The following is a 19,606-nucleotide window of genomic DNA, read 5'->3' as shown; positions in this document are numbered from 1 at the left end:
GCGCGGTCCTGGAAGGAACTGGTTACGGGGTGAAGGGCCTACTGGGTTACGGGCCCAGGGGGTTACGGGCCTACGGGCACGACGACATGGGTGGGCGGTGGCGCGGTGTCGTCGACCGAGGCGGTGAAGTCGACGCCGTCGTCCCGGCAGATGAACTGCATGACCTGCCGTCCGGCGCCGGCGGCCCTGATCAGACCGCCGGTGGTGGCCCAGACGCCGGAGAGGTAGAAGTTCTCCAGGCCGGGCAGGGCGGGACCGTGCTTCTTGACGAGTTCCTCCATCGTCTCGCCGCCCTCGACGAAGGGCTGCCAGCCGAGGACGGTCCCGTTGTAGCTGCCCGTGTAGCGGATCTGGGTGAGCGGGGTGGAGGTGTCACGTACCGCGATGGAGTTCCGCAGCCCCGGGTAACGCTCCTCCAGGAAGTCGACGACGGTGTCCCGCACCCGGCGTTTCGCCGCCGAGTAGGGCCGGCCCCGCCGCACCGGCAGAGTGTGCAGCTCCCCGCCGCGGCGGAGCCGGCTGAACTGCTCGGGCCCCTCGCTCAGTTCCCGCCAGGGCTCGACGTCGGAGAAGTACGTGGCGTAGATGACGGTCGTGTCGTCCGGCGACAGCTCGGGGTAGAACCGGCTGCGGAACTGGACGTTGATGCTCGGATGGCGGATGCCGGTGAGCTTGGCGACCGTCGCCTCGTCCAGGAGATGGGTCGTGGTGGGCTCCCCCTCGGGAAACCCCGCCCGCAGCCCCAGGAACACACTGACATAGCCGGGGAAGACCATCCCCGGCTCCTCGATGGTCTTGGTGAACAGCCGCCGGTACTCGTCGTCGAGGTACTGGCCGTCGAGGAACTTCATCAGGGTGGTGGGGCCGTCGCACGCCGAGACGACGATGTCCGCGCGGTACTCCCGCCCGTCCACCAGCCGCACGCCCACCGCGCGGTCGTTCTCCACGAGGATCCGCTCGACCTTCGCGTTGTACGTGACCTCGCCGCCCAGCCGCCGGTACCGGTCCGCGATGGAGCGGGCGAGCCCGAGCGAGCCGCCCTCCGGCACCCCGGCCGATCGGTTGGCCTGCGACGCCATCTGGAAGTAGAAGGGCAGCACGGGGAAGTTGGGGTGCTTCTCCAGCAGGATGTAGTTGAACGCCTCCCGCAGCAGCGGGTCCTGGAAGCGGGACGAGTACTCCGTCATCAGGACGGACATCGACGTGCGGAAGAGATTGAGGTACGGGACGAAGCCGGCCAGCATGCGCCACCGCTCCCACCGGCCCATCAGCCCCACCGGCTTGAGGAACGGGTAGGCGGGCAGGGCGGTACGGAACTTGCGCAGCCCGGCGCAGAACGACCTGATGAGACGGGCGTCGGCGGGGGAGAGGGAGAGCAGATGGGCTTCGAGCCGGTCCGGGTCGGAGTAGAAGTACACGGCCCGGCCGTCCTGGCCGCGCACGATGTTGAACACGTCGAAGTGGCGCATCTCCTTGCCCTGCAGGGCGCCGAGTTCGAGCCAGATCTGATGCATCTCGTTGCCGGGCCCGTTGCCCAGCAGCCAGCTGATGCAGCAGTCGAAGGTGAAGTCGCCGCGGCCCCAGCCGGTGCAGCAGCCGCCGGGGATCTCATGCATCTCGAAGACCTGGCTGCTGTAGCCGTTCATCTGCGCGTAGCACCCGGTGGACAGGCCACCCAGCCCCCCACCGATGACGATCATGGATTTTCTGCGGGGTCGGGCAGGCGCCATGCCGTGCTCTCCTCGATGTCCTCGGTGTCCTCGTCGGCTGTCGTGCAGGTGTTCCCGGCGGTCGGCCGCGGTGGCGCTCACCGGACTCCCCGCTGTTCGAGCTGCGGCAGCTTCCCCAGCTTTCCCGGGTGCCAGGGCTCGGTGCCGCCGCTCTCCCAGGCCCGGAACTCCAGGCCCAGCTCCGCGCAGAGGTACTGCGTCACGAACCGTCCGCTCGACGCCGCCTTGATCAGGCTCCCGCCGCCGAACCACTGCCCGGCCAGCGAGAAGCCGCGCAGCCCCGGCAGCCGCATCCGGTCCTTGTTGATCAGCGCGGTGATCACGTCGTCGGCGTCGGTGAACGACTTCCACGCGAGGATGGAGCCGCCCTGCACCCCCGTGTACCGCTCCGTGGTCACGGGCGACGCCACGTCGATGACCTCGATGGCCGGTCCGATGCCCGGATGGTGCCGCTCCAGGAAGGCCCGTACGAAGTCGGCCACCTCCTGCTTGCGCGCCCAGTACCCCTTGCGGTCCGTGCGCCGCAACTGCTTCCAGTACGCGTAGTCGCTGAAGTAGGTGCAGTGCACGACGGACTTCCCGGGCGGCGCGAAGCCGTCCGAGTACCGCGAACGGAGCTGCACGACCAGGCTCTTCTGACTCACGCTCGGCAGGGCCGCGCAGTCCTCGTCGGAGAGCAGATAGGTGGTGCTGTGCCGCTCCCGCTCGCCGAACTCGCCCTTGAGGCCGACGAAGGCGGAGACGACCCCCGGGTAGAGCATCTCCGGGCGGTCCATCATCTCGTTGAAGAGGGTGTCGACCTTCGGGCTGGAGTACGCGCCGCCCAGCAGCTTGTTGATCGTGGTGTAGCCGTCGCAGGTGGCGACCACATGGTCGGCGTAGTGCCGCTCCCCGCCGCGCAGCTCCACCCCGATCGCCCGGTCGTTCTCGACCAGGACGCGCTCCACCCGCGCCCGGTAGTCGACCCGTCCGCCCAGCGAGGTGTACCGCTCCTCGACCGAGCGCGCCAGCCCCAGCGAGCCGCCCTGCGGGAACCCGGCGTTGCTGTGGTGGGCGCTGGCCATGTTGAACAGGTAGGGCAGCAGCGGGAAGACCTCGTGGTCCTGGAAGAAGATGAACGGGAACGCCCGGCGCAGCAGCGGATCCTGGAACCGCTCCGTGAACCGCTCCATCCGGGTCGCCGCCGTCCGCCAGAACAGCAGGAAGTCCGGCAGGACGATCCGCAGCGTGGCGAGCTTCTCCCGGACCGACTGGAGGGGCGGCGGGGTGAGGAACGGATAGTGGTTGATGGCGATGAAGCGCCGCAGGTCGCGGCAGAAGGCACGGATCGGCTTGGCGTCGGCGGGCGAGATCTCCAGGAGATGCGCCTCCAGCCGGTCGGGGTCGTTGTAGAAGGTCACCGCCCGGCCGGACTCGTCGACGACGGTGTTGAACATCTCGAAGTTCGCGATGCTCTTGCCGTCGAGGGCGCCCAGCTCCCGCCACAACCGGTTGGCGTCGTTGTTCCGGCCGGTGCCGGTGAGCCACTCGATGCAGTAGTCGAAGACGTACCCCTGCCGGGACCAGGCCGTGCAGCACCCTCCCGGCAGGACGTGCCGCTCGAAGATCCGGGTCTCGGCGCCGCTCATCTCCGCGTAGCAGCCGGTGGACAGACCGCCGATGCCGGCGCCGATGACGATGACGCGGGGACGGTCGCCCGGCGCCCGCTCACGCGGCTGCCAGACGGGACGGTTCTCACGCGACATGGGGCTCATCTCCGGCGAGGTCGGTGGCTCCGGTCATGACGGCGAGGGTGAGTTCGGCGTTCCGCGCCAGGTACTTCTCGTCGAGCATCTCCGCGTGCGTGCCGTGGCCGCGCAGCAGCTCCGTACGGCTGGTCGAGGTGCCGTGCCAGGTGCCGCGCTGCCCCGCCGCGTAGAACGCCGTCTTCCGTTCGTCGGAGATCACACTGACCGTGCCCGAGACGGTGCCGGTGTTGGGCGTACGTCCGCAGAAGTCCAGGTACTCCCTGGCCTGGGCGAGGGTCGCGTCGGTGACCGCCGTGGAGCCGGTGTGGCGGCGCAGATGGCCGCGCAGTTCGTTCTCGAACGCCTCGATGTGCTCGTCCGCGAGCGCCTGGGCCTCCACGATCCGGTACGAGTCCATGATCACCACATGGGGGACCGCGCGCCCGCGCCGTTCGAGTTCCTTGGCGACCTCGAAGGCGAGATTGCCGCCGAGGGAGTATCCGAAGAGCGAGCAGGCGCCGTCCGGGCGGAGCGACTCGACGAGATCCGCGTAACGGATCACCTTGTCGTCGCCGTCGACATGGTTGAACGCGACGAGCTCATGATGGGGCAGGTGCTCGGCGAACCTCCGGTAGACGAGGCCGTGCCCGCCCGCCGGCGGGAAGCAGAACAGGGTCGGGCCCCGGCCGGCGTTGAAGGTCAGGTACGGGCTTCCGCCGGAGATCTCGCCGGTGATGATCGACTCGACCGTCTTCGCCATGCCGTGCAGCGTCGTGACCTTGAAGAGCAGACTGACCGGCACGGTGATGTTGAACTCGGCCTGGAGCCGGTGGATCAGCTCGATCAGCTTGATGGAGCTGCCGCCCGACGCGAAGAAGTCGCTGCGCAGCCCCACCTGTTCCTGGGAGAGCAGGGACTGCCAGTGCGCCGCCATCCGCTGCTCGTAGAGGGTGACCGGCGGCTCGTGGCTCTCCTCGCCGGACTCGGCCGGCGGCTCGGGCAGCGAGGCGACGTCGACCTTGCCGTTCGCGGTGAGCGGCAGGGCGTCCAGCGCCGTGAAGCGCGCCGGGATCAGATAGGTGGGCAGCCGGGTGGCGAGATGCCGGCGCAGCTCGCCCGCGTCCGGCGCGGCCCCCGCCACCGGGACGTAGTACGCGCACAGCACGGACTCGCCGTGGGCGTCGGCGCGGACGGTGACGACCGCCCGGCTCAGCCCCGGCAGGGAGACCAGCAGCGACTCGATCTCGCCCGGCTCGATCCGGTGGCCGCGCACCTTGAGCTGCGCGTCGGCGCGGCCGAGGAGGTGGACCAGCCCCCGGGCGTCCCGCCGGGCCAGGTCGCCCGTGCGGTAGAGCCGCTCGGGCGCCGCCCCGGGGCCACGCCCCAGCGTCAGCTCCACGAAGCGCTCCGCGGTCTGCTCCGGGTCGCCCGCGTAACCGAGGGCGAGCCCCGCGCCGCCGACCCAGAGTTCGCCGGTCACCCCGGGCGGCACGAGGTCGCGGTGCTCGTCGAGGATGTGCAGCGAGCAGTTCGGCAGGGGCCTGCCGATCGGCACGAGCTGGTTCGGAGCGAGCCCGTCCGCCGGGCCCTCGAAGTACGCGCTGTCGACGGCCGCCTCCGTCAGGCCGTACGAGTTGATGACCCGGGTCCCCGGACCGCACAGGGCACGCAGCCGCTCGTACTCCTCGACCTTCCAGGCGTCGGAGCCGACGATCATCAGCCGCATGAAGTCCAGCCGGTGCCCACCGTGGGCGCAGTGCTCCATCAGGGCTCGGGCCACCGCGGGGACGAACTCGGCGCAGTCGACCCCCTCGCCGGTCATCGTCCCGTACAGCCGGGCCGTGTTGAGCAGCAGGTCACGGCCGATCAGGACGAGCCGGCCGCCCGAGCACAGGGCCCGGACGAGATCCCCCGTGAACACGTCGAACGAGACACCCGCCATCTGGAGGTGGACCCCCGGCGCCGCGTCGAGCCCGTACTCCTCGTGCCACGCCGCGCGGACCGCCGCGAGCGCCCGGTGGCTGACCCGTACCGCCTTGGGCCGGCCCGTCGACCCCGACGTGTGGATGACATAGGCGGGCGCGTCCAGGTCGACGGGCGCGTCGTCCGCCTCCGGCCGCGCGCTCTCCGCCGCGCTCTCGGCCCCCGGCACGCCGGGGACCTCGGTGAGCAGCGCGGCCCCCAGCCCCGCGAACCGCTCCCGCTCCCCGGCGCCGGTGACGACGAGCGCCGCCCCCGCGTTCTCCGCCATGAGGGTGAGCCGGTCGGTGGGATGGGCCGGGTCGAGCGGCAGATACGCGGCGCCCGCCTTGAGGACTGCCAGCAGCGCGACGATCAGCTCCGGTGACTTGTCGAGGCAGACGGCGACGACGTCCCCGCGCCCGATACCCCGCTCACGCAGCCGGCCGGACAGCAGCCGGGCACCGTGCTCCAGCTCCCCGTAGGTCAGCCGCCGGGTCCCGCCCGACTCGGACGGTACGGTGACCGCGACGGCCTCCGGCGCCCGGGCCGCGGCCTCGGAGATCAGCCGGTGCACCGGCACGTCGTGCGGCAGCGCCCGGCCCCGCGAGGCGGGCGCGCCCAGGATACGGGCGCGCTCCCGGGCCCCGAGCAGATCCAGCCGCGCCACCGGTTCCTCGGCGGGAACGCTGGTGAGGGCGTCCAGCACATGGACGTAGTGGGCGGCCATCCGCTCCACCGTTTCCGCCAGGAAGATGTCGGTGTTGTACTTCAGCACGCAGTGGAAGCGCCGCTCCGCCTCGTCCTCGTACGCCGAGAGCGTCAGATCGAACTGCCCTTCCTCCTCGGGGAGTTCGATGTACTCCAGCCGGTATCCGTACTGCTCCGTCGCCACCTTGTGGGCGAGCAGGATGAACATCGCCTGGAAGACCGCCGAGCGGCTCGGGTCGTGCTGGAGGCCCAGCTCCTCGACGAGCAGCACGAACGGGTACTCCTGGTTGTCGAGACCGCCGAGGACGACCTGACGGACCTGGGCGAGGAGCGCCGCGACGGACGGGGTGCCCGACAGGTCCGCGTACAGCGGCAGCGGATTGACGAAGTAGCCGTAGACGGAGCCGAACTCCTCCTCCGTACGGCCGGTCACCGGGGAGCCAACGATGATCTGGTCCTGCCCCGAATACCGGTGCAGCAGTACGTAGTAGGCGCTCAGCAGCACCATGTACACGGTGACGTCGTGCTCGCGCGCCAGGGCGTGCACCCGGGCGCTGAGATCGGTGTCGAGGACGAAGAACTCGGACGCGCCGTTGTGGGTCTGCACGGCGGGCCGCGGCCTGTCCGTGGGCAGGTCCAGGGCCGGCACCTCGGCGGGCAGACTCGCCCGCCAGTGATCCAGCATCCGCCGCGCGTCCGGCGAGGCCAGGAACCGGTTCTGCCAGTTGAGGAAGTCGAGGTACCGGGCGGGCACCGGCGGCAGCTCGACCGGCCTGCCCGAGCACAGCCCGTCGTACAGCGACAGGAGTTCCTCGATGAAGGTGAACGTGGAGATCGCGTCGGAGATGATGTGGTGGACGGCCTTCATCACGATCCAGCGGTCCGGGCCGCGCTTGAACAGCCGGAACCGGACCAGCGGGTCGCACTCCAGATCGTACGGACGGCGGTACTCGCGGACGATCATGTCGTGGATGTCGTCCCAGACGCGCCCCTGCACATCGAAGAGGGCCACGTCCGGTTCGTTCGCCGTCGAGACGCGCTGGACGGGCTGACCGTCCTCCATGGTGAAGTTGGCCCGCAGCATCGGATGCCGCTCCACCAAGGTGCGGAACGCCGTGAACATCCGCTCCGGCTCGATCCTGGTCCTGATCTCGACGGCGCCGCCGATGTTGTACGCGAAGCCCTCGGGGTTGAGCTGCTTCAGGAACCACAGGGCTTTCTGGTTCTGCGTCAGGGGATGGCGGGACTCGTCCTCATGGATCTCCACCTCCGCCGCCGTGCCCGCTCCGTCCGCCGCCTCCGCGACGAGGGCTGCCGCCGCCTGGTGCAGCTGATCGCTCAGCTCGCCCGCCGGAGCGCCGCTGAGCAGCGCCACCAGCGGCAGGGCCACACCGGTCTCGGCGTGGACCCGGGCGCGCAGCTCCATGGCGAGGAGCGAGTCGAGACCGAGGGCGGCGAGGCTGCTCGTCCCGTCGATCCGGTCGGTGGGCACCCGCAGCACCGTCGAGGCCACCACCGAGAAGCGCTCGGCGACGAGTTCGGCGCGGCGCTCCTCGTCCGCCGTACGGAAGAGGTCGAGGAAGCTGCTGTGCTCGCCCGCGTCCGCGCCGCTCTCGGCCTCCGCGGCCAGCTCCGCGACGAGCGGCGGCGGCGACGCGTACCAGGCGAGGAAGACCTTCCAGTCGACCACCGTCGCCACCAGCAACTGGGCGCGGTCCTGGCCGAGTACGCGCTCCAGGACGGCCATGCCCGCGTCGGGGGAGAGCGAACTCATGCCCCGGCTGGTGCGGTAGTGCCGTACCAGGCCCAGCTCCTCGATCATGCCGGTCGCCCACGGGCCCCAGTCGACGGAGAGCGCGGGCAGCCCGCGGGCCCGGCGGTGGTGGGCCAGCGCGTCCAGGAAGGCGTTGCCCGCCGCGTAGTTGACCTGGCCCGCCGTGGTGAGCAGCGAGGCGATGGAGGAGAAGAGGACGAAGTGGTCCAGCGGCTCGTCGCTCAGCCGGCGGTGGAGCAGCCAGGCACCGGCGGCCTTCGGGGCGAGGACCGAGTCGAAGGCGGCCCGGTCCATGGCGGGGACCAGGGTGTCCTTGACATGCCCGGCGAGATGGAACACTCCGCGCACGGGCGGGGCGTCCTGACCCCGGTACGCGGTCAGCCACGCGTCCAGCGCCCGCTCGTCCGTGGTGTCCAGGCAGGCGTGGACGGGGTGGGCGCCCAGGGCCTCCAGCTCCTTGACGAACCGGGCGCCCCGGCCCGCCGCCGACTCCGGGTCGAGCCCCCGCCAGGTGGCGCGGTCGGGCAGGGGGGTGCGGCCCACCAGGATGAGATGGCGGGCGCCGCGCCGGACGAGGAAGCGGCACAGGAGCTGCCCCAGCGCGCCGAACGCGCCGGTGACGAGATAGGCGCCGTCGGGGCGCAGCCGTGGCGCGAGGGGACGGGTGAGATCCTGCGGGCGGGTGAGCCTGCACAGGAGACGCCGGTCGCCGCGCAGGGCGATCTCGTCCTCGGCGGGGCCCTGCCGCGCGGCGGCGGCCAGGACCTCGTCCAGCACCGCCCGCGCCTCCCGCGCCCGGTCGGGGCCGGCGCTTCCGGCTCCGTCGGTGTCGCCGGTGCCGTCCGTGTCGCACGGGGCCAGGTCGATCAGGGTGCCCCGGTGTGCGGTCAGCTCCTGATGGCGCAGCACCCGGCCGATGCCCCAGGCGGGCGCGCCCAGCGGCTCCACGGGAGCGTCCCGGCCGACGGCCTGCGTACCGCGCGTGACGATGTGCAGGGCGGCGGGGGAGGCGAGTTGGCGCGCGTCCTCCTGGAGCGCCTGCGCGAGGGCGACCAGGGAGTACGCCCCGAGCGTGCTGTGCTCCTCCAGACGCGAACGCTCGGTGTCGTCCAGCGCCGGCAGGTCGAGGTTCCATAAATGGACGATCGTGTCGACGCCCGTGGTGTGCGCGGCGCCTGCGGGCCGTTCCGCCCCGTCTCCGTCTCCGTCCCCGTCCCCGGCCAACTGGGCGAGGAGCGCGCGCAGATCGTCGGCGCTGCCCGGGACCACCGTGGAGGCGCCGCTTTCGAGCCGGGTGGCGTACGCGGCACCCGGCCGTACGAGATGGCAGTGGCCCCCGCGCGCGGTGACGAGTTCCGCCAGCGCGTCCGCGACCCCGCCGGGCGCGTCCGCGAAGAGCAGCCAGCGGCCCGGGGCCGTGGTGTCGGGCACGGTGGTGTCGAGGGGGCTCTCGGTCCAGGTCGGTTCCGCGAGCCAGTTGTCGATCGTGGCGAGCGCCACACTGGTCGACGCCTTCTCGACATCGGCGGCCCGGAACCCGCCGATGTGCCCGAGCGGGGCACCGTCGTCCCCGTAGAGGGTGATGTCGCCGACGAGTTCACCGGCGGGCCGCCGGGTGACGGTGGCGTGCACCCACAGCGGCCGGTCGCCGACCGGGCCGGTGCGCACCTCGTCGATGGAGAGCGGCAGCAGGATGCCCGTCGACCCGTCCGCGCCGTCCTCGGCGGGACCGCCGTCCGTGCCGTCCCCGAGCCCCGCGGTCAGCAGGGTCTGGAAGCAGGAGTCGAGCAGTACGGGGTGGAGGTGGTGGTTCGCGGCGTCGTCACCGATCGCCTCGGGCGGACGGATCCGCGCCAGCGCCTCGCCCGGCGCGGTCCACACCTCCTCGATGCCCTGGAACGCCGGCCCGTAGTGGTAACCGAGGCCGCTCAGCGTGGCGTAGCACTCCGGACCGTCGAGCCGGCGCTCGCCGCGCGCCCTGATCCCGTCGAGATCCAGCGGCGCCTGCTGCGCGGCGCGGTGACCGGACCGGACCACACCGCTCGCGTGGACGGCCCGCTCCTCGCCGGGACCCGAGCCCGTCGCGACCGTGAAGCCGGCGCTCTCCGGCGAGTACGCGAGCTGTACGGTGCGGGACGTGTCGTCCGGGAGGAAGAGGGCCTTGCGGAACTCCACGGCGCCGAACGCGGCCTCCGTCCCGCCCGTCAGCGCCCGCACCGCCTGGGCGGCCATTTCGAGATAGCCCGCGGCGGGGAACAGGGCCCGGCCCTGGATCCGGTGGTCGGCGAGGTAGGGGGCGCGCTCCACGTCGAGCTGCGCCTCCCACACGGGCTCCGTGGTGGCCAGCCGGCGGCCGAGCAGCGGATGGTCCTCCCGCCCGAGCCTGACCTGTGCCACGGGCTGCGGCTCGTGCCAGTACCGGTCGCGCTTCCACGGGTAGCGAGGCAGCGGTACGGTCCTGCCCCCGGGCTGGAGCACGTCCCAGGCGATCTCGGTGCCCAGGTTGTGCAGCGCGGCGAGCGAGGTGGTGAAGCGGAGCGGCTCGTCCTCCTCACGGCGGATCGACGGCAGCGTCACCACCTCCGCGCCCGGCTCGGCGGCCCGGCTCTCCAGGCACTCCTTGATCGAGTGGGAGAGAACGGGGTGCGGGCCGATCTCCAGGAAGACGCGGTGGCCGTCGTCGGCCAGGCGCTCGACGGCGGGCCGGAACCGGACGCTGTCGCGGACATTGCTCCACCAGTACTCCGCGTTGAGTTCCGTTCCGTGCGCCAGGCCCTCCCGCCCCGTCAGATAGAGGGGTACCCGGGCGGGGCGCGGCTCGATCCCGGCGAGGCAGTCGAGCAGCTCGTCCTTGATCCCCTCCATGAGGGCGCTGTGGTACGGCACCCGGACGGAGAGGAAGCGGGCGAAGACCTGGTCGGCGCGGAGCTCCTCGGCGAGCGCCGTCAGGGCCGCCTCGTCCCCGGCGAGGGTGAGAGAGGCCGGGCTGTTGACGGCGCCGACGGAGACCAGATCCCCGTACGGCAGGATCCGGCGCTCGGCCTCTTCCTCGTCGAGCCCCACGGCGAGCATCGTCCCCGTTCCCACCAGCCGCTGCTGGAGGCGGCTGCGGTGCACGATGATCCGTACCGCGTCGCTCAGGCTGTAGACCCCGGCCTCGTAGAACGCGGCGGCCTCGCCCGTGCTGTGGCCGACGATGGCGTCGGGTCGCACTCCATGGGCGCGCCACAGCGCGGCGAGACCGAGTTGGACGGCGAAGTTGGCCGGCTGGGCGAGCCAGGTCTCGGCCATCCGGGAGCTGGTGGCGTCCGCGCTCATCTCCTCGACGAGGGACCAGCCGGTGAGGGCGGCGATCTCACGGTCGCAGCGCTCGACCGCCTCGCGGTAGACGGGCTGCGTGGCGAACAGCTCGCGTCCCATGCCCCACCACTGGGGCCCCATACCGGTGAACACCCAGGCCAGTCGGCGCTGTTCGGGGTCACGCCGACGGCCGGTGAGCACCCGGGGGTGAGCCTCGCCCCGGGTCCCCGCACGGAGCGCCTCGGCCAGGTCCTCGCGGGAGGAGTAGACGACGGAGAGCCGGGCGTCGTGGTGCTGGCGGCGGTGGGTGAGGGTGTGCCCGAGGTCGGCGAGGGAGGACACCGGCCCGCCGCCCGGAGCGGCGGCCGTCAGCTCCCGGTGGATCTCCTCCGCCAGGACGGGCAGCGCGGACGCGTCCCGCGCGGTCAGCGGGAGGACGGTGCAGCGGGGGCGCTCCGCGAGGGTCGGCCCGTCCACAGGGGTGGACGGCGGCGCCTCCTCCAGCAGGACGTGCGCGTTCGTGCCGCCGAAGCCGAAGGAGTTGACGCCGGCGCGCGCCGGGCCCTCGTGCGCGGGCCACTCGGTGACCTGGGTCGGGATGGTGAACGGGGCGGCGGCGAGGTCGATTCCGGGGTTGATCCGCTCCAGGTTGATGTGCGGAGCGATCGTGCGGTGCTTGAGGCTGAGGGCGGTCTTGATGAGCCCGGCGATCCCGGCGGCCGACTCCGAGTGACCGATGTTGGTCTTGACCGAGCCGACGTAGCAGGCGGCGCCGGGCTCCCGGCCGACGGCCAGCGCCCGGGCGAGCGCGGCGGCCTCGATGGGGTCGCCGACCGGCGTGGAGGTGCCGTGGGCCTCGACGTACTGGAGGCTGCCCGGCGCGACCCGGGCCTCGGCGCAGACCCGCTCGATCAGGGTGACCTGGGCGTCCGCGCTGGGCACGGTGATGCCGTTGGTACGGCCGTCCTGGTTGACCCCGCTGGCCGTGACCACCGCGTGCACGGGGTCGCCGTCGCGGACGGCGTCCGCCAGGCGCTTCAGCGCGATGACACCGACCCCCTCGGCACGTACGTAGCCGTCGGCACCGGCGTCGAAGGTACGGGAGCGGCCCTCCGGGGAGAGGAAACCGCCCTTGGTCTCGGCGATGGTGTACTGCGGCGTGAGATGCAGCAGTGTGCCGCCGGCCAGCGCGAGGGTGGACTCGCCGCGGCGCAGGCTCTCGCAGGCGAGGTGCACGGCGACGAGGGACGAACTGCACGCGGTGTCGATGGAGAGGCTGGGGCCGCGGAAGTCGAAGCAGTGCGAGATCCGGTTGGACACCATCGTCATCATCGTGCCGGTCGCCGTGTGCGCGGCCAGGGTGTCGAACCGCAGGTCGGCGAATTGGACGATCTTGTAGTCCAGGGTGAACGCGCCGATGAACACACCGACATCGCTCCCCGCCAGCTCGGCCGGCTTCTGGCCGCCGTCCTCCAGGGCTTCCCAGGACACCTCCAGCAGCTTCCGCTGCTGCGGGTCCATGTGCTCCGCCTCACGGGGGCTGATGCCGAAGAAGGCGGGGTCGAACTCGTCGAAGCCGTCGATGTAACCGCCCCTGCCGCCCACCAGCCGGCCCGGCTTGGCCTTGTCCCTGCTGCCGAGCGTGGTCACGTCGTACCGGTCGCGCGGCGTCGGTCTGATGCAGTCCTTTCCGTCGAGCAGGTTCTGCCAGAAGGTGCGGTGGTCACTGGCGCCGCCGGGGAAGCGGCAGCCGATCCCGATGATCGCGATCTTCTCAGGAGGCGTGGTGCGGAGCGATTCAGCCATGTCGGCTCCTTGGGTGGTCAACACGCAACGTGCGCGAAGGACAGGCGCGGGCGTCCGTGCCGCCGCCGGTGCGACCGGCGGGGCCCGGATGCCGCGCGCGCGAACGCGAGAGCGGATTGCGGGTTTTATGGGGAGTGAGCAGTGAGGTGAGGGAGGGAGGGGCGCGGGGACGGACGCGCGGGGAGGAGAGGGGAGGGGAGAGCAGGGGTGGTGCGGGCGTGGGATGTTGGGCGCAGGGAGGGGAGAGGCGAGGGGGAGGGGGAGAGGATCAGCCGGTGGAGCCGCCGGCCTTGGGCGACCGGCGCACCGGGTGGACCAGGGTGGCGACGATCGCACCGGTCCCTGGGAAGGACCGCGGGTCCACGAGGCCGACCGTGGCCGGTTCGCGCCCCGGCCGCCAGGTGAAGCTGCCGAACGCCCGGTCCCAGATGGAGAAGTCCGAGCCGTAGTGCCCGGCTTCCGCCAGATCCGTGCTGTGGTGCAGCCGGTGCTGCTCGGGCCCCACGAACACATGGTTCAGCCGACCGAGGGCGACGGCGATGTTGGCGTGCACGAAGTATCCCTGGGCGATGACGAACAGGCCCGCTCCGAACACGGCCGTCTCCGAGAACCCGACAATCGCCAGGGACACTTGGACGAACGCCTGGGAGATGAAGACGTCAGCGATGTGATTGACACCGTTGTTGGCGACATTCACCTTGTCGGGGACGTGGTGCACGCCGTGCAGCCGCCACAGCCACCGGTTGGTGTGTCCGAGCCGGTGCACCGCGTAGCCCGCCAGCGAGCCGAGCAGCAGGGCGAGGGGTATCTCGGCCCAGAGGGGCAGCAGGGGATCGGCCGTCGCGAGCGCGCCCGCGCCGGCCACCACCAGCGACTGCGCCAGGGTGCCGCCCACCGTCGTGAGGACGAAGTACACCCCGTACCAGCGCCACTCCCGGCGGCTGGGGTGCCAGGCGCGCTCGTACGGGATCAGCCGCTCCAGCGCCGCGAGATAGCAGAGCAGCGAGAGCTGGAAGCCGAACGTCGCCAGGCCGGTGTCCCAGCCGTACCGCACGGCGGCGGCGAAGACCACCGCGACCGAGATCAGCAGAAGCGGGTGGCAGCTACGGGAGAGCAGCTCCTTCGCCATGGCGCGTGCGTCGGCTCCGGACCCGGGCCGCCCCGCGTCACGCAACGTTGAACCGGACATGTCGCAACCTTCGCTGATGGGGAAGTGGGCAGGAGCGGGCAGCACTTTCTCCCGGCATTTCACGCACCAGGAGTCAGGTAACAGCATGCGTTGGATCAACTACGGGCAGCAATATCGTCTGATCGGCGCACGGAGGCTCAACAGCCCAGTACGCCGTCGGCGCACGCCCCCGGCGCAACCCAGGCAGGGCGCTCCGCGCGGCATGAACGCAGCTCCGGCGGGCCAGGCGGGCGGTTGCGCGCGCATGCGGAGCGGGAAAGCCACCCTCAAGAGTGGCCTCCCGTACGGTTCGTGACCGGAGCCGTGGGTAGAGGGCGGCATCAGCGCGGGGGGTTGGACGCGGCGCCGCCTACGGATGAGCGGCCCGGCCACCCTCGTGCGCGTCACGGACCGGCCGCGCCGACGGCGACAGGTAAGCGCGGCAGTCCCGCAGCCCCGGCAGCTCCGGCAGCCGGTGGAGCCGCCAGTGACGGGCGTACGCGGGTGGCGCGTTCCCGTCCGTGACCACCACCGCCACCGGGCGCCCCCGGGCGAGCGCGGCGAGCCCGGCCGGCGTGACGCTCGCGTCGTGACCGCCGGTCTGCCGCGACGCGCAGCCGGTGCGGAAGGCGATCCTGACGGCCTCGGCGCCGCTGATCACACAGGGCGGCCCGACCCCCTGGCGGTGCAGTTCGGCCGCCGCCCGGCCGAACGCCGTCCGGCTGATCCGGCTGCGCGCGCTCGCACCGTCCAGGACCGTGTACTGGACGGCCAGATGCGCGGCCAGCACCGCGGCCAGCGCGGCCACGACCGGCCGCCGGGGCCGCGCCGCCCGGCCGATCCAGGTCAGGCAGAGCGCCGCGGGCAGCGCGAGCAGCGCGTACGCGGGAAGCAGGAAGCGCGCCGCCCCGTAGCCGATGAGCAGCAGGTACGGCACCGCCAGCGTGAGACCGGCCAGCGCCGGCAGCAGGACGACGGCCGTCCGGCGCAGCCGCACGGCGGCCAGCACCCCGCCCGCCGTCAAGGGCGGTACGAGGAACCACCACACCGCGGTCAGCGGCTGCCGCCACGGCACGTCACAGGGACGGCAGAGCAGCCGTCCGTCCAGCGAGCGGAGCTGATGGCCGAACGCCGGCTGCCAGCCCAGGTTTCCCTGGATCTCGTCGGCCCGCCGTAACCGGGCGAGGAGGCCGCCGTGGCTGACGTACGCCTCGACGACCCACTCGGCACAGCCGAGGGCCACGCCCCCGGCCACCACCAGCACCAGCGCCGGACGCCGCCAGGACCGGACGAGGAGCGCCGCCCCGGCGAGCGGGAGGGCGAGCCAGCACGCGTCGCCGGGCCGCATGAGCGCGACGAACGCCAGACCGGCGCCGACCCCGGCGAGCGCGGCGCGGTCGGAGCGCTCCCGCGCGGCCCGCAGGAAGCAGCCCACGGTGAAGAGGGCACCGAGGGCGACCCACAGGTTGGGCATGACCCGCGGACCGTAGAACACGGTGATCCACAGCCCCGCGAAGAGCGCCCCGGCGAGCGCCAGCACGGGAACCGGCAGCAGCCGCCGCCACACCCGCAGCGCGAGGAAGAGCCCGGCCCCCGACAGCAGCGCCAGAAAGACCCGCAGCGCCTCGACGGACGTGGTCAGCGCGGTGACCGGTGCGATGAGGAAGGTGATGCCCCGGGCGCGCGGCGCGCTGAAGAACGCCGCCTCCGCGTCCCGGCCGACCTGGCTGACGTACACCGTCTCGTCCCAGCCGAGCCCCGAACCGGGCAGCGCGAAGGCCAGTTGGATCAGGGTGTACGCGCCCGCGACCACCGCCAGCGGCCCGAGCGGCCCCAGCCGCCGGCCCGCTCCGGTCACGCCGCGGGCCCGGCCCGCGCCGGGCCCCGAGCTTCTGCCCCGCGGGCCCGAGGCCACGGCCGGCGTCTGTGCCATGCCCCCACGCTGCACCGGCGCCGCCCCCCGGGCCATCAGAACGCGGCACTCGGACGAACGGCCCGGTCGCCGCCCCGTCACGTGGCCGCCACCCCGTAAAGGGAACGCCCCCTGCGCGTCGCACCCGGCCGCCCTGTCCCTGTGATGAAAGATCTCGCCGTGAGGAAAACCGGTGTACGAGGCAATCCCCGGCGCCCGCTGTGGGCCGTGTCCCTCCTTTCCCTCTGCGCGGTCTTCGGCACGCTCGCCGCCCCGCCCCGGGAACGGCCGGCGGAGCCCTGCGAACGGCTCGTGGTGGGCGTCGCCCATCAGGACGACGACCTTCTCTTCGTCAACCCCGAGATCCAGCGGACCATCTCCGCGGGGTGTTCCGTCAGCACGGTCTATCTGACCGCCGGGGACGCCGGTCACCCCTTCGGGAAGAGCTACTACGTGAAAAGCCGGGAGGACGGTGTGCGGGCGGCGTATGCCGAAATGGCGGGCGCCGCAGACCGCTGGACGAGAAACGACGTCGTCGTGGGCGGCCGCAGACTCCGCTCGTACACCCTGGCCGAGGGAGCCGAGGGAGCCGAGAGAGCCGAGGGAGCCGAGAGAACCGAAGGTGCCGAAGGTGCAGCGGGTGAGGCCGGCGGAGCCGAGGTCCGGCTCACCTTCCTCCGGCTGCCCGACGGACTGCCCAGGGGCAGCGGCACCACCACCAACCACCACCAGAGCCTGCTGAGGCTCTTCCGCGGCGAGATCCGGCAGATCCGGCCGGTCGACGGCGGGCGCGCCTACACCGAGGGCGAACTGCTGCGCACCCTGACCGGGTTCGTCGACCGCGAAAAGGCACGGCGCGTCCGGACGCTGGACTACGACAACATCGCCTTCGGGCACCATGAGACGCGCTCCGTCGACCACAGCGACCACAGCGACCACGCGGTGGCGGGCAGATATGTCAGAAGGGCCGCCTACGACGCGGCGGACCGGCCCCCGGTGACGCCGTACCTCGGGTACACCATGTCGCTGCTGCCCGCCAATCTGAGCGCGGTGCAGAAGAAGCGGAAAGAAGCGGTGTTCGAGACGTACTACCGGCATACGGGGTGCGTGCCGAGGAAATGCCCCGCGGTCCTCCCGTACGGCCTCGGCTACCGGAACTGGGTCGGCAAGGAATACCGCAGAACGCACCGGGAGCCGCGCCCCGGCGAGATCATGTCCGCGATCGCCACGACGGACTCCGGCCGTACGGTGGAACTCTGTCTGGCCGGGGGAGGCGGCAAGGAGAGAACCGCCGAGGTCGCGACGCACGCGTGCGACGGCGCGCGGGCCCAGCGGTGGAGTTTCGTCGACGGCGCCGTCCGGACCGCGGTGGGCGGACGCTGCCTCACCGCGCCGTACGGGAACTCCTCGTCGCCCTTCCTCTCCGCCTGCGACGGCTCGCCCGGCCAGCACTGGTGGCGCGACGCCGGGGGACGGATCGGCTCCCAGGACGGCTGCCTGTCCCAGGACGACATGGTCAACCTGCGCCCCCGGCTCCGCCTGGCCCGGTGCGCCCCCTACCGCCCGGAGGTGCGCTGGTACGGCTGAGGCCGTGCGCGTTCGCCCGTATCGGCAGGAGTTCCGCGGAAGTCCCTCTTCCGCCGAAAACCGTCACTAGTGTCCGGCGCATGACAGATTCAGCACAGATGCGCACACGAAGAACGCTGGCCGCGGTCGTGGGCGCCGCCGTCGCGGTGATCCTCGGAGTCGGCGGAGCGATGGCGGCGGGGTCGGCGGACGGCGGAGCGGCGGACATCGGCGCGACCGCCGGTCCGACGGCCGACGAGACCACGGTCGGGGCAGGAACCGACGGCGGTACGGAGGGGAGCAGCACGGACGGGAGCAGCACGGACGGCGGCGGTGCCGACGCCGGCAGTACGGACGGCGGCAGCGTCAGCGGTTCCGGGGGCGCCGAACCCAGCCCGGGGGATTCGACGGGAGGCACCTCCGGCGATCCCTCGAACGACCCCACCGGCCACCCCACCGACGGCCCCACGGGCTCCCCCGGTACCCCCGCCGACCTCGAGGAACTCACCAGGCGCGTCGACGAGCTCGACAAGAAGGTCGACCAACTGCCCACGAAGAAGGAACTGGCCGACGCGCTACGCGCCTTCGCCGACCAGCTGGACCCCGAGGACTGACGGGCCGGTCCCAGGCCACCACCCCGGGGCCGAGGCCGCGCCGACCCGTCCGCACGGCCTGGAGCGGGCGCGCACGGAACTCTCCGCGCCCCTGCGCACCTCACCGCGCGCCCCGCTCGTGGCCGCCCGAACCCTAGGGCAGAGCGCCCCAGGGCCGTGATCTTCCCGGCGCGGCCTGCTACGGTCGGCCCGGCACCGGGGCGGGCCTGGAGGGGAGACACGGTGAGTGGCGACAGCGGTGGGCACGACGGCGGACGGGCCTTCATCGGGTCGTTCACCTCGTCAGGAGGGCTCGGCATCATCGCCGCGGCCGTGGACGCGCGCACCGGGGCGCTCACCGCGCGCGGGGTCACGGACGCCGTGGCCGATCCCTCGTACCTCGCGCTCTCGCCGGACGGCACGGTCCTCTACGCCGTCTCCGAGACCGACGAGGGCGCCGTGGCCGCCTTCCGCCCCCAGGACACCGCCGCCGGGTCCGCGGCGCCGAGCCCGCTCGGGGACCCCGTCCTCGTGTGCGGCTCGGGACCGACCCATCTCACGTTCGCCGCCGGGCGTCTCCTCACCGCCAACTACGGGTCCGGCAGCCTCTCCGTCCTGCCCGTCGCCGCCGACGGGCGCCCCCGGGCGGTCACCGGCGTGCTCCAGAACCAGGGGACCGGACCCCACCCGGACCGGCAGCGCGGCCCGCACGCCCACCAGGTGGTGGCCGCCCCCGGCGGGCGGTGGATCCTCAGCCCCGACCTGGGCACCGACACCGTACGGATCTGCTCCCTGGACACCATGGCCGGCGAACTGATCCCGCACGGCTCCACCGCGCTGCGCCCCGGCACCGGACCCCGCCATCTCGCCTTCCACCCGGCGGGCGGCCATGTCTACGTGCTGGGCGAGCTGGAACCGGTGCTCACCGTCTGCCGCTGGGACGAGGCGTACGGCGTGCTCGAACCGGTCGGCGAGAGCGCCGTCCTGCCCGGCGGCGAGGCGGGCGCGGAGGGCGCGGCGGGCGGGAGCTACCCCTCCGAGGTGGTCGTGGCGCCGGACGGACGGTTCCTCTGGGTGGCCAACCGGGGCCACGACAGCATCGCCGTCCTCGCCCTCGACCCGACGTACGAGAAGCCGGAACTCGTCACCACCGTGCCCTGCGGCGGGCACTGGCCGCGCGATCTCGTGCTGGACCCGACGGGCCGCAGACTGTACGCGGCCAACGAACGCTCCGGCAACGTGACCTGGTTCGACATCGACCCGGTCACCGGCGTTCCGGTCCTGGCCGGCGCCCTGGCCGCCCCCGCCGCGTCCTGCGTGATCTTCGGCTGAGGGGTCGCTCCGGCACGGGAAGGGCCCG

8 protein-coding genes are annotated in these 19,606 nt (G+C 72.4%); 3 read left to right on the top strand and 5 right to left on the bottom strand.

What is annotated here, in order from left to right:
• Positions 1-62: 62 nt before the first annotated feature.
• From ACFXKG_RS16560 to ACFXKG_RS16540, 5 genes are all read right to left on the bottom strand, one after another.
• A complete protein-coding gene (locus tag ACFXKG_RS16560) occupies positions 63-1,700 on the bottom strand; it encodes a phytoene desaturase family protein (RefSeq protein WP_384838863.1) in 1,638 nt (545 codons plus the stop codon).
• A 107-nt stretch (positions 1,701-1,807) separates the two neighbouring features.
• The gene (locus ACFXKG_RS16555; protein WP_384838550.1) at positions 1,808-3,475 is read right to left on the bottom strand and encodes a phytoene desaturase family protein; all 1,668 of its coding nucleotides are present in this window, start codon (positions 3,473-3,475) and stop codon (positions 1,808-1,810) included.
• Positions 3,465-13,007 (bottom strand): amino acid adenylation domain-containing protein, encoded by a 9,543-nt coding sequence (locus tag ACFXKG_RS16550; protein WP_384838547.1) that lies wholly within the window; start codon positions 13,005-13,007, stop codon positions 3,465-3,467. The genes ACFXKG_RS16555 and ACFXKG_RS16550 overlap by 11 nt, the downstream gene beginning before the upstream one ends.
• A 268-nt stretch (positions 13,008-13,275) precedes the next feature.
• The gene (locus ACFXKG_RS16545) at positions 13,276-14,196 is read right to left on the bottom strand and encodes a sterol desaturase family protein (protein WP_384838545.1); all 921 of its coding nucleotides are present in this window, start codon (positions 14,194-14,196) and stop codon (positions 13,276-13,278) included.
• Between the two features lie 349 nt (positions 14,197-14,545).
• Positions 14,546-16,108 (bottom strand): hypothetical protein, encoded by a 1,563-nt coding sequence (locus tag ACFXKG_RS16540; RefSeq protein WP_384838542.1) that lies wholly within the window; start codon positions 16,106-16,108, stop codon positions 14,546-14,548.
• Between the two features lie 207 nt (positions 16,109-16,315).
• On the opposite strand from ACFXKG_RS16540, the gene ACFXKG_RS16535 reads away from it, so the two are divergent.
• The 3 genes from ACFXKG_RS16535 to ACFXKG_RS16525 all read left to right on the top strand — a co-directional run bounded on the left by ACFXKG_RS16535 (position 16,316) and on the right by ACFXKG_RS16525 (position 19,578).
• Positions 16,316-17,674, top strand: a complete 1,359-nt coding sequence (locus ACFXKG_RS16535; protein ID WP_384838539.1) for a PIG-L family deacetylase — start codon at positions 16,316-16,318, stop codon at positions 17,672-17,674.
• 80 nt (positions 17,675-17,754) lie between these two features.
• Positions 17,755-18,267, top strand: a complete 513-nt coding sequence (locus ACFXKG_RS16530) for a hypothetical protein (protein WP_384838536.1) — start codon at positions 17,755-17,757, stop codon at positions 18,265-18,267.
• A 222-nt stretch (positions 18,268-18,489) separates the two neighbouring features.
• Positions 18,490-19,578, top strand: a complete 1,089-nt coding sequence (locus tag ACFXKG_RS16525; protein ID WP_384838533.1) for a lactonase family protein — start codon at positions 18,490-18,492, stop codon at positions 19,576-19,578.
• Positions 19,579-19,606 lie beyond the last annotated feature (28 nt).

Source organism: Streptomyces sp. NPDC059255, from assembly GCF_042752355.1.
Lineage (GTDB): Bacteria > Actinomycetota > Actinomycetes > Streptomycetales > Streptomycetaceae > Streptomyces.
The sequence above is the reverse complement of the archived record's forward strand: the minus strand, read 5'-3'. Positions and strand labels throughout refer to the sequence as shown.

Bases quoted from the DNA above. Each gene is read 5' to 3' on its own strand.
- ACFXKG_RS16555 (WP_384838550.1), bottom strand. From the start codon at position 3,475: ATGTCGCGTGAGAACCGTCCCGTCTGGCAGCCGCGTGAGCGGGCGCCG.
- ACFXKG_RS16560 (WP_384838863.1), bottom strand. From the start codon at position 1,700: ATGATCGTCATCGGTGGGGGGCTGGGTGGCCTGTCCACCGGGTGCTAC.
- ACFXKG_RS16540 (WP_384838542.1), bottom strand. From the start codon at position 16,108: ATGGCACAGACGCCGGCCGTGGCCTCGGGCCCGCGGGGCAGAAGCTCG.
- ACFXKG_RS16530 (WP_384838536.1), top strand. From the start codon at position 17,755: ATGACAGATTCAGCACAGATGCGCACACGAAGAACGCTGGCCGCGGTC.
- ACFXKG_RS16550 (WP_384838547.1), bottom strand. From the start codon at position 13,007: ATGGCTGAATCGCTCCGCACCACGCCTCCTGAGAAGATCGCGATCATC.
- ACFXKG_RS16545 (WP_384838545.1), bottom strand. From the start codon at position 14,196: ATGTCCGGTTCAACGTTGCGTGACGCGGGGCGGCCCGGGTCCGGAGCC.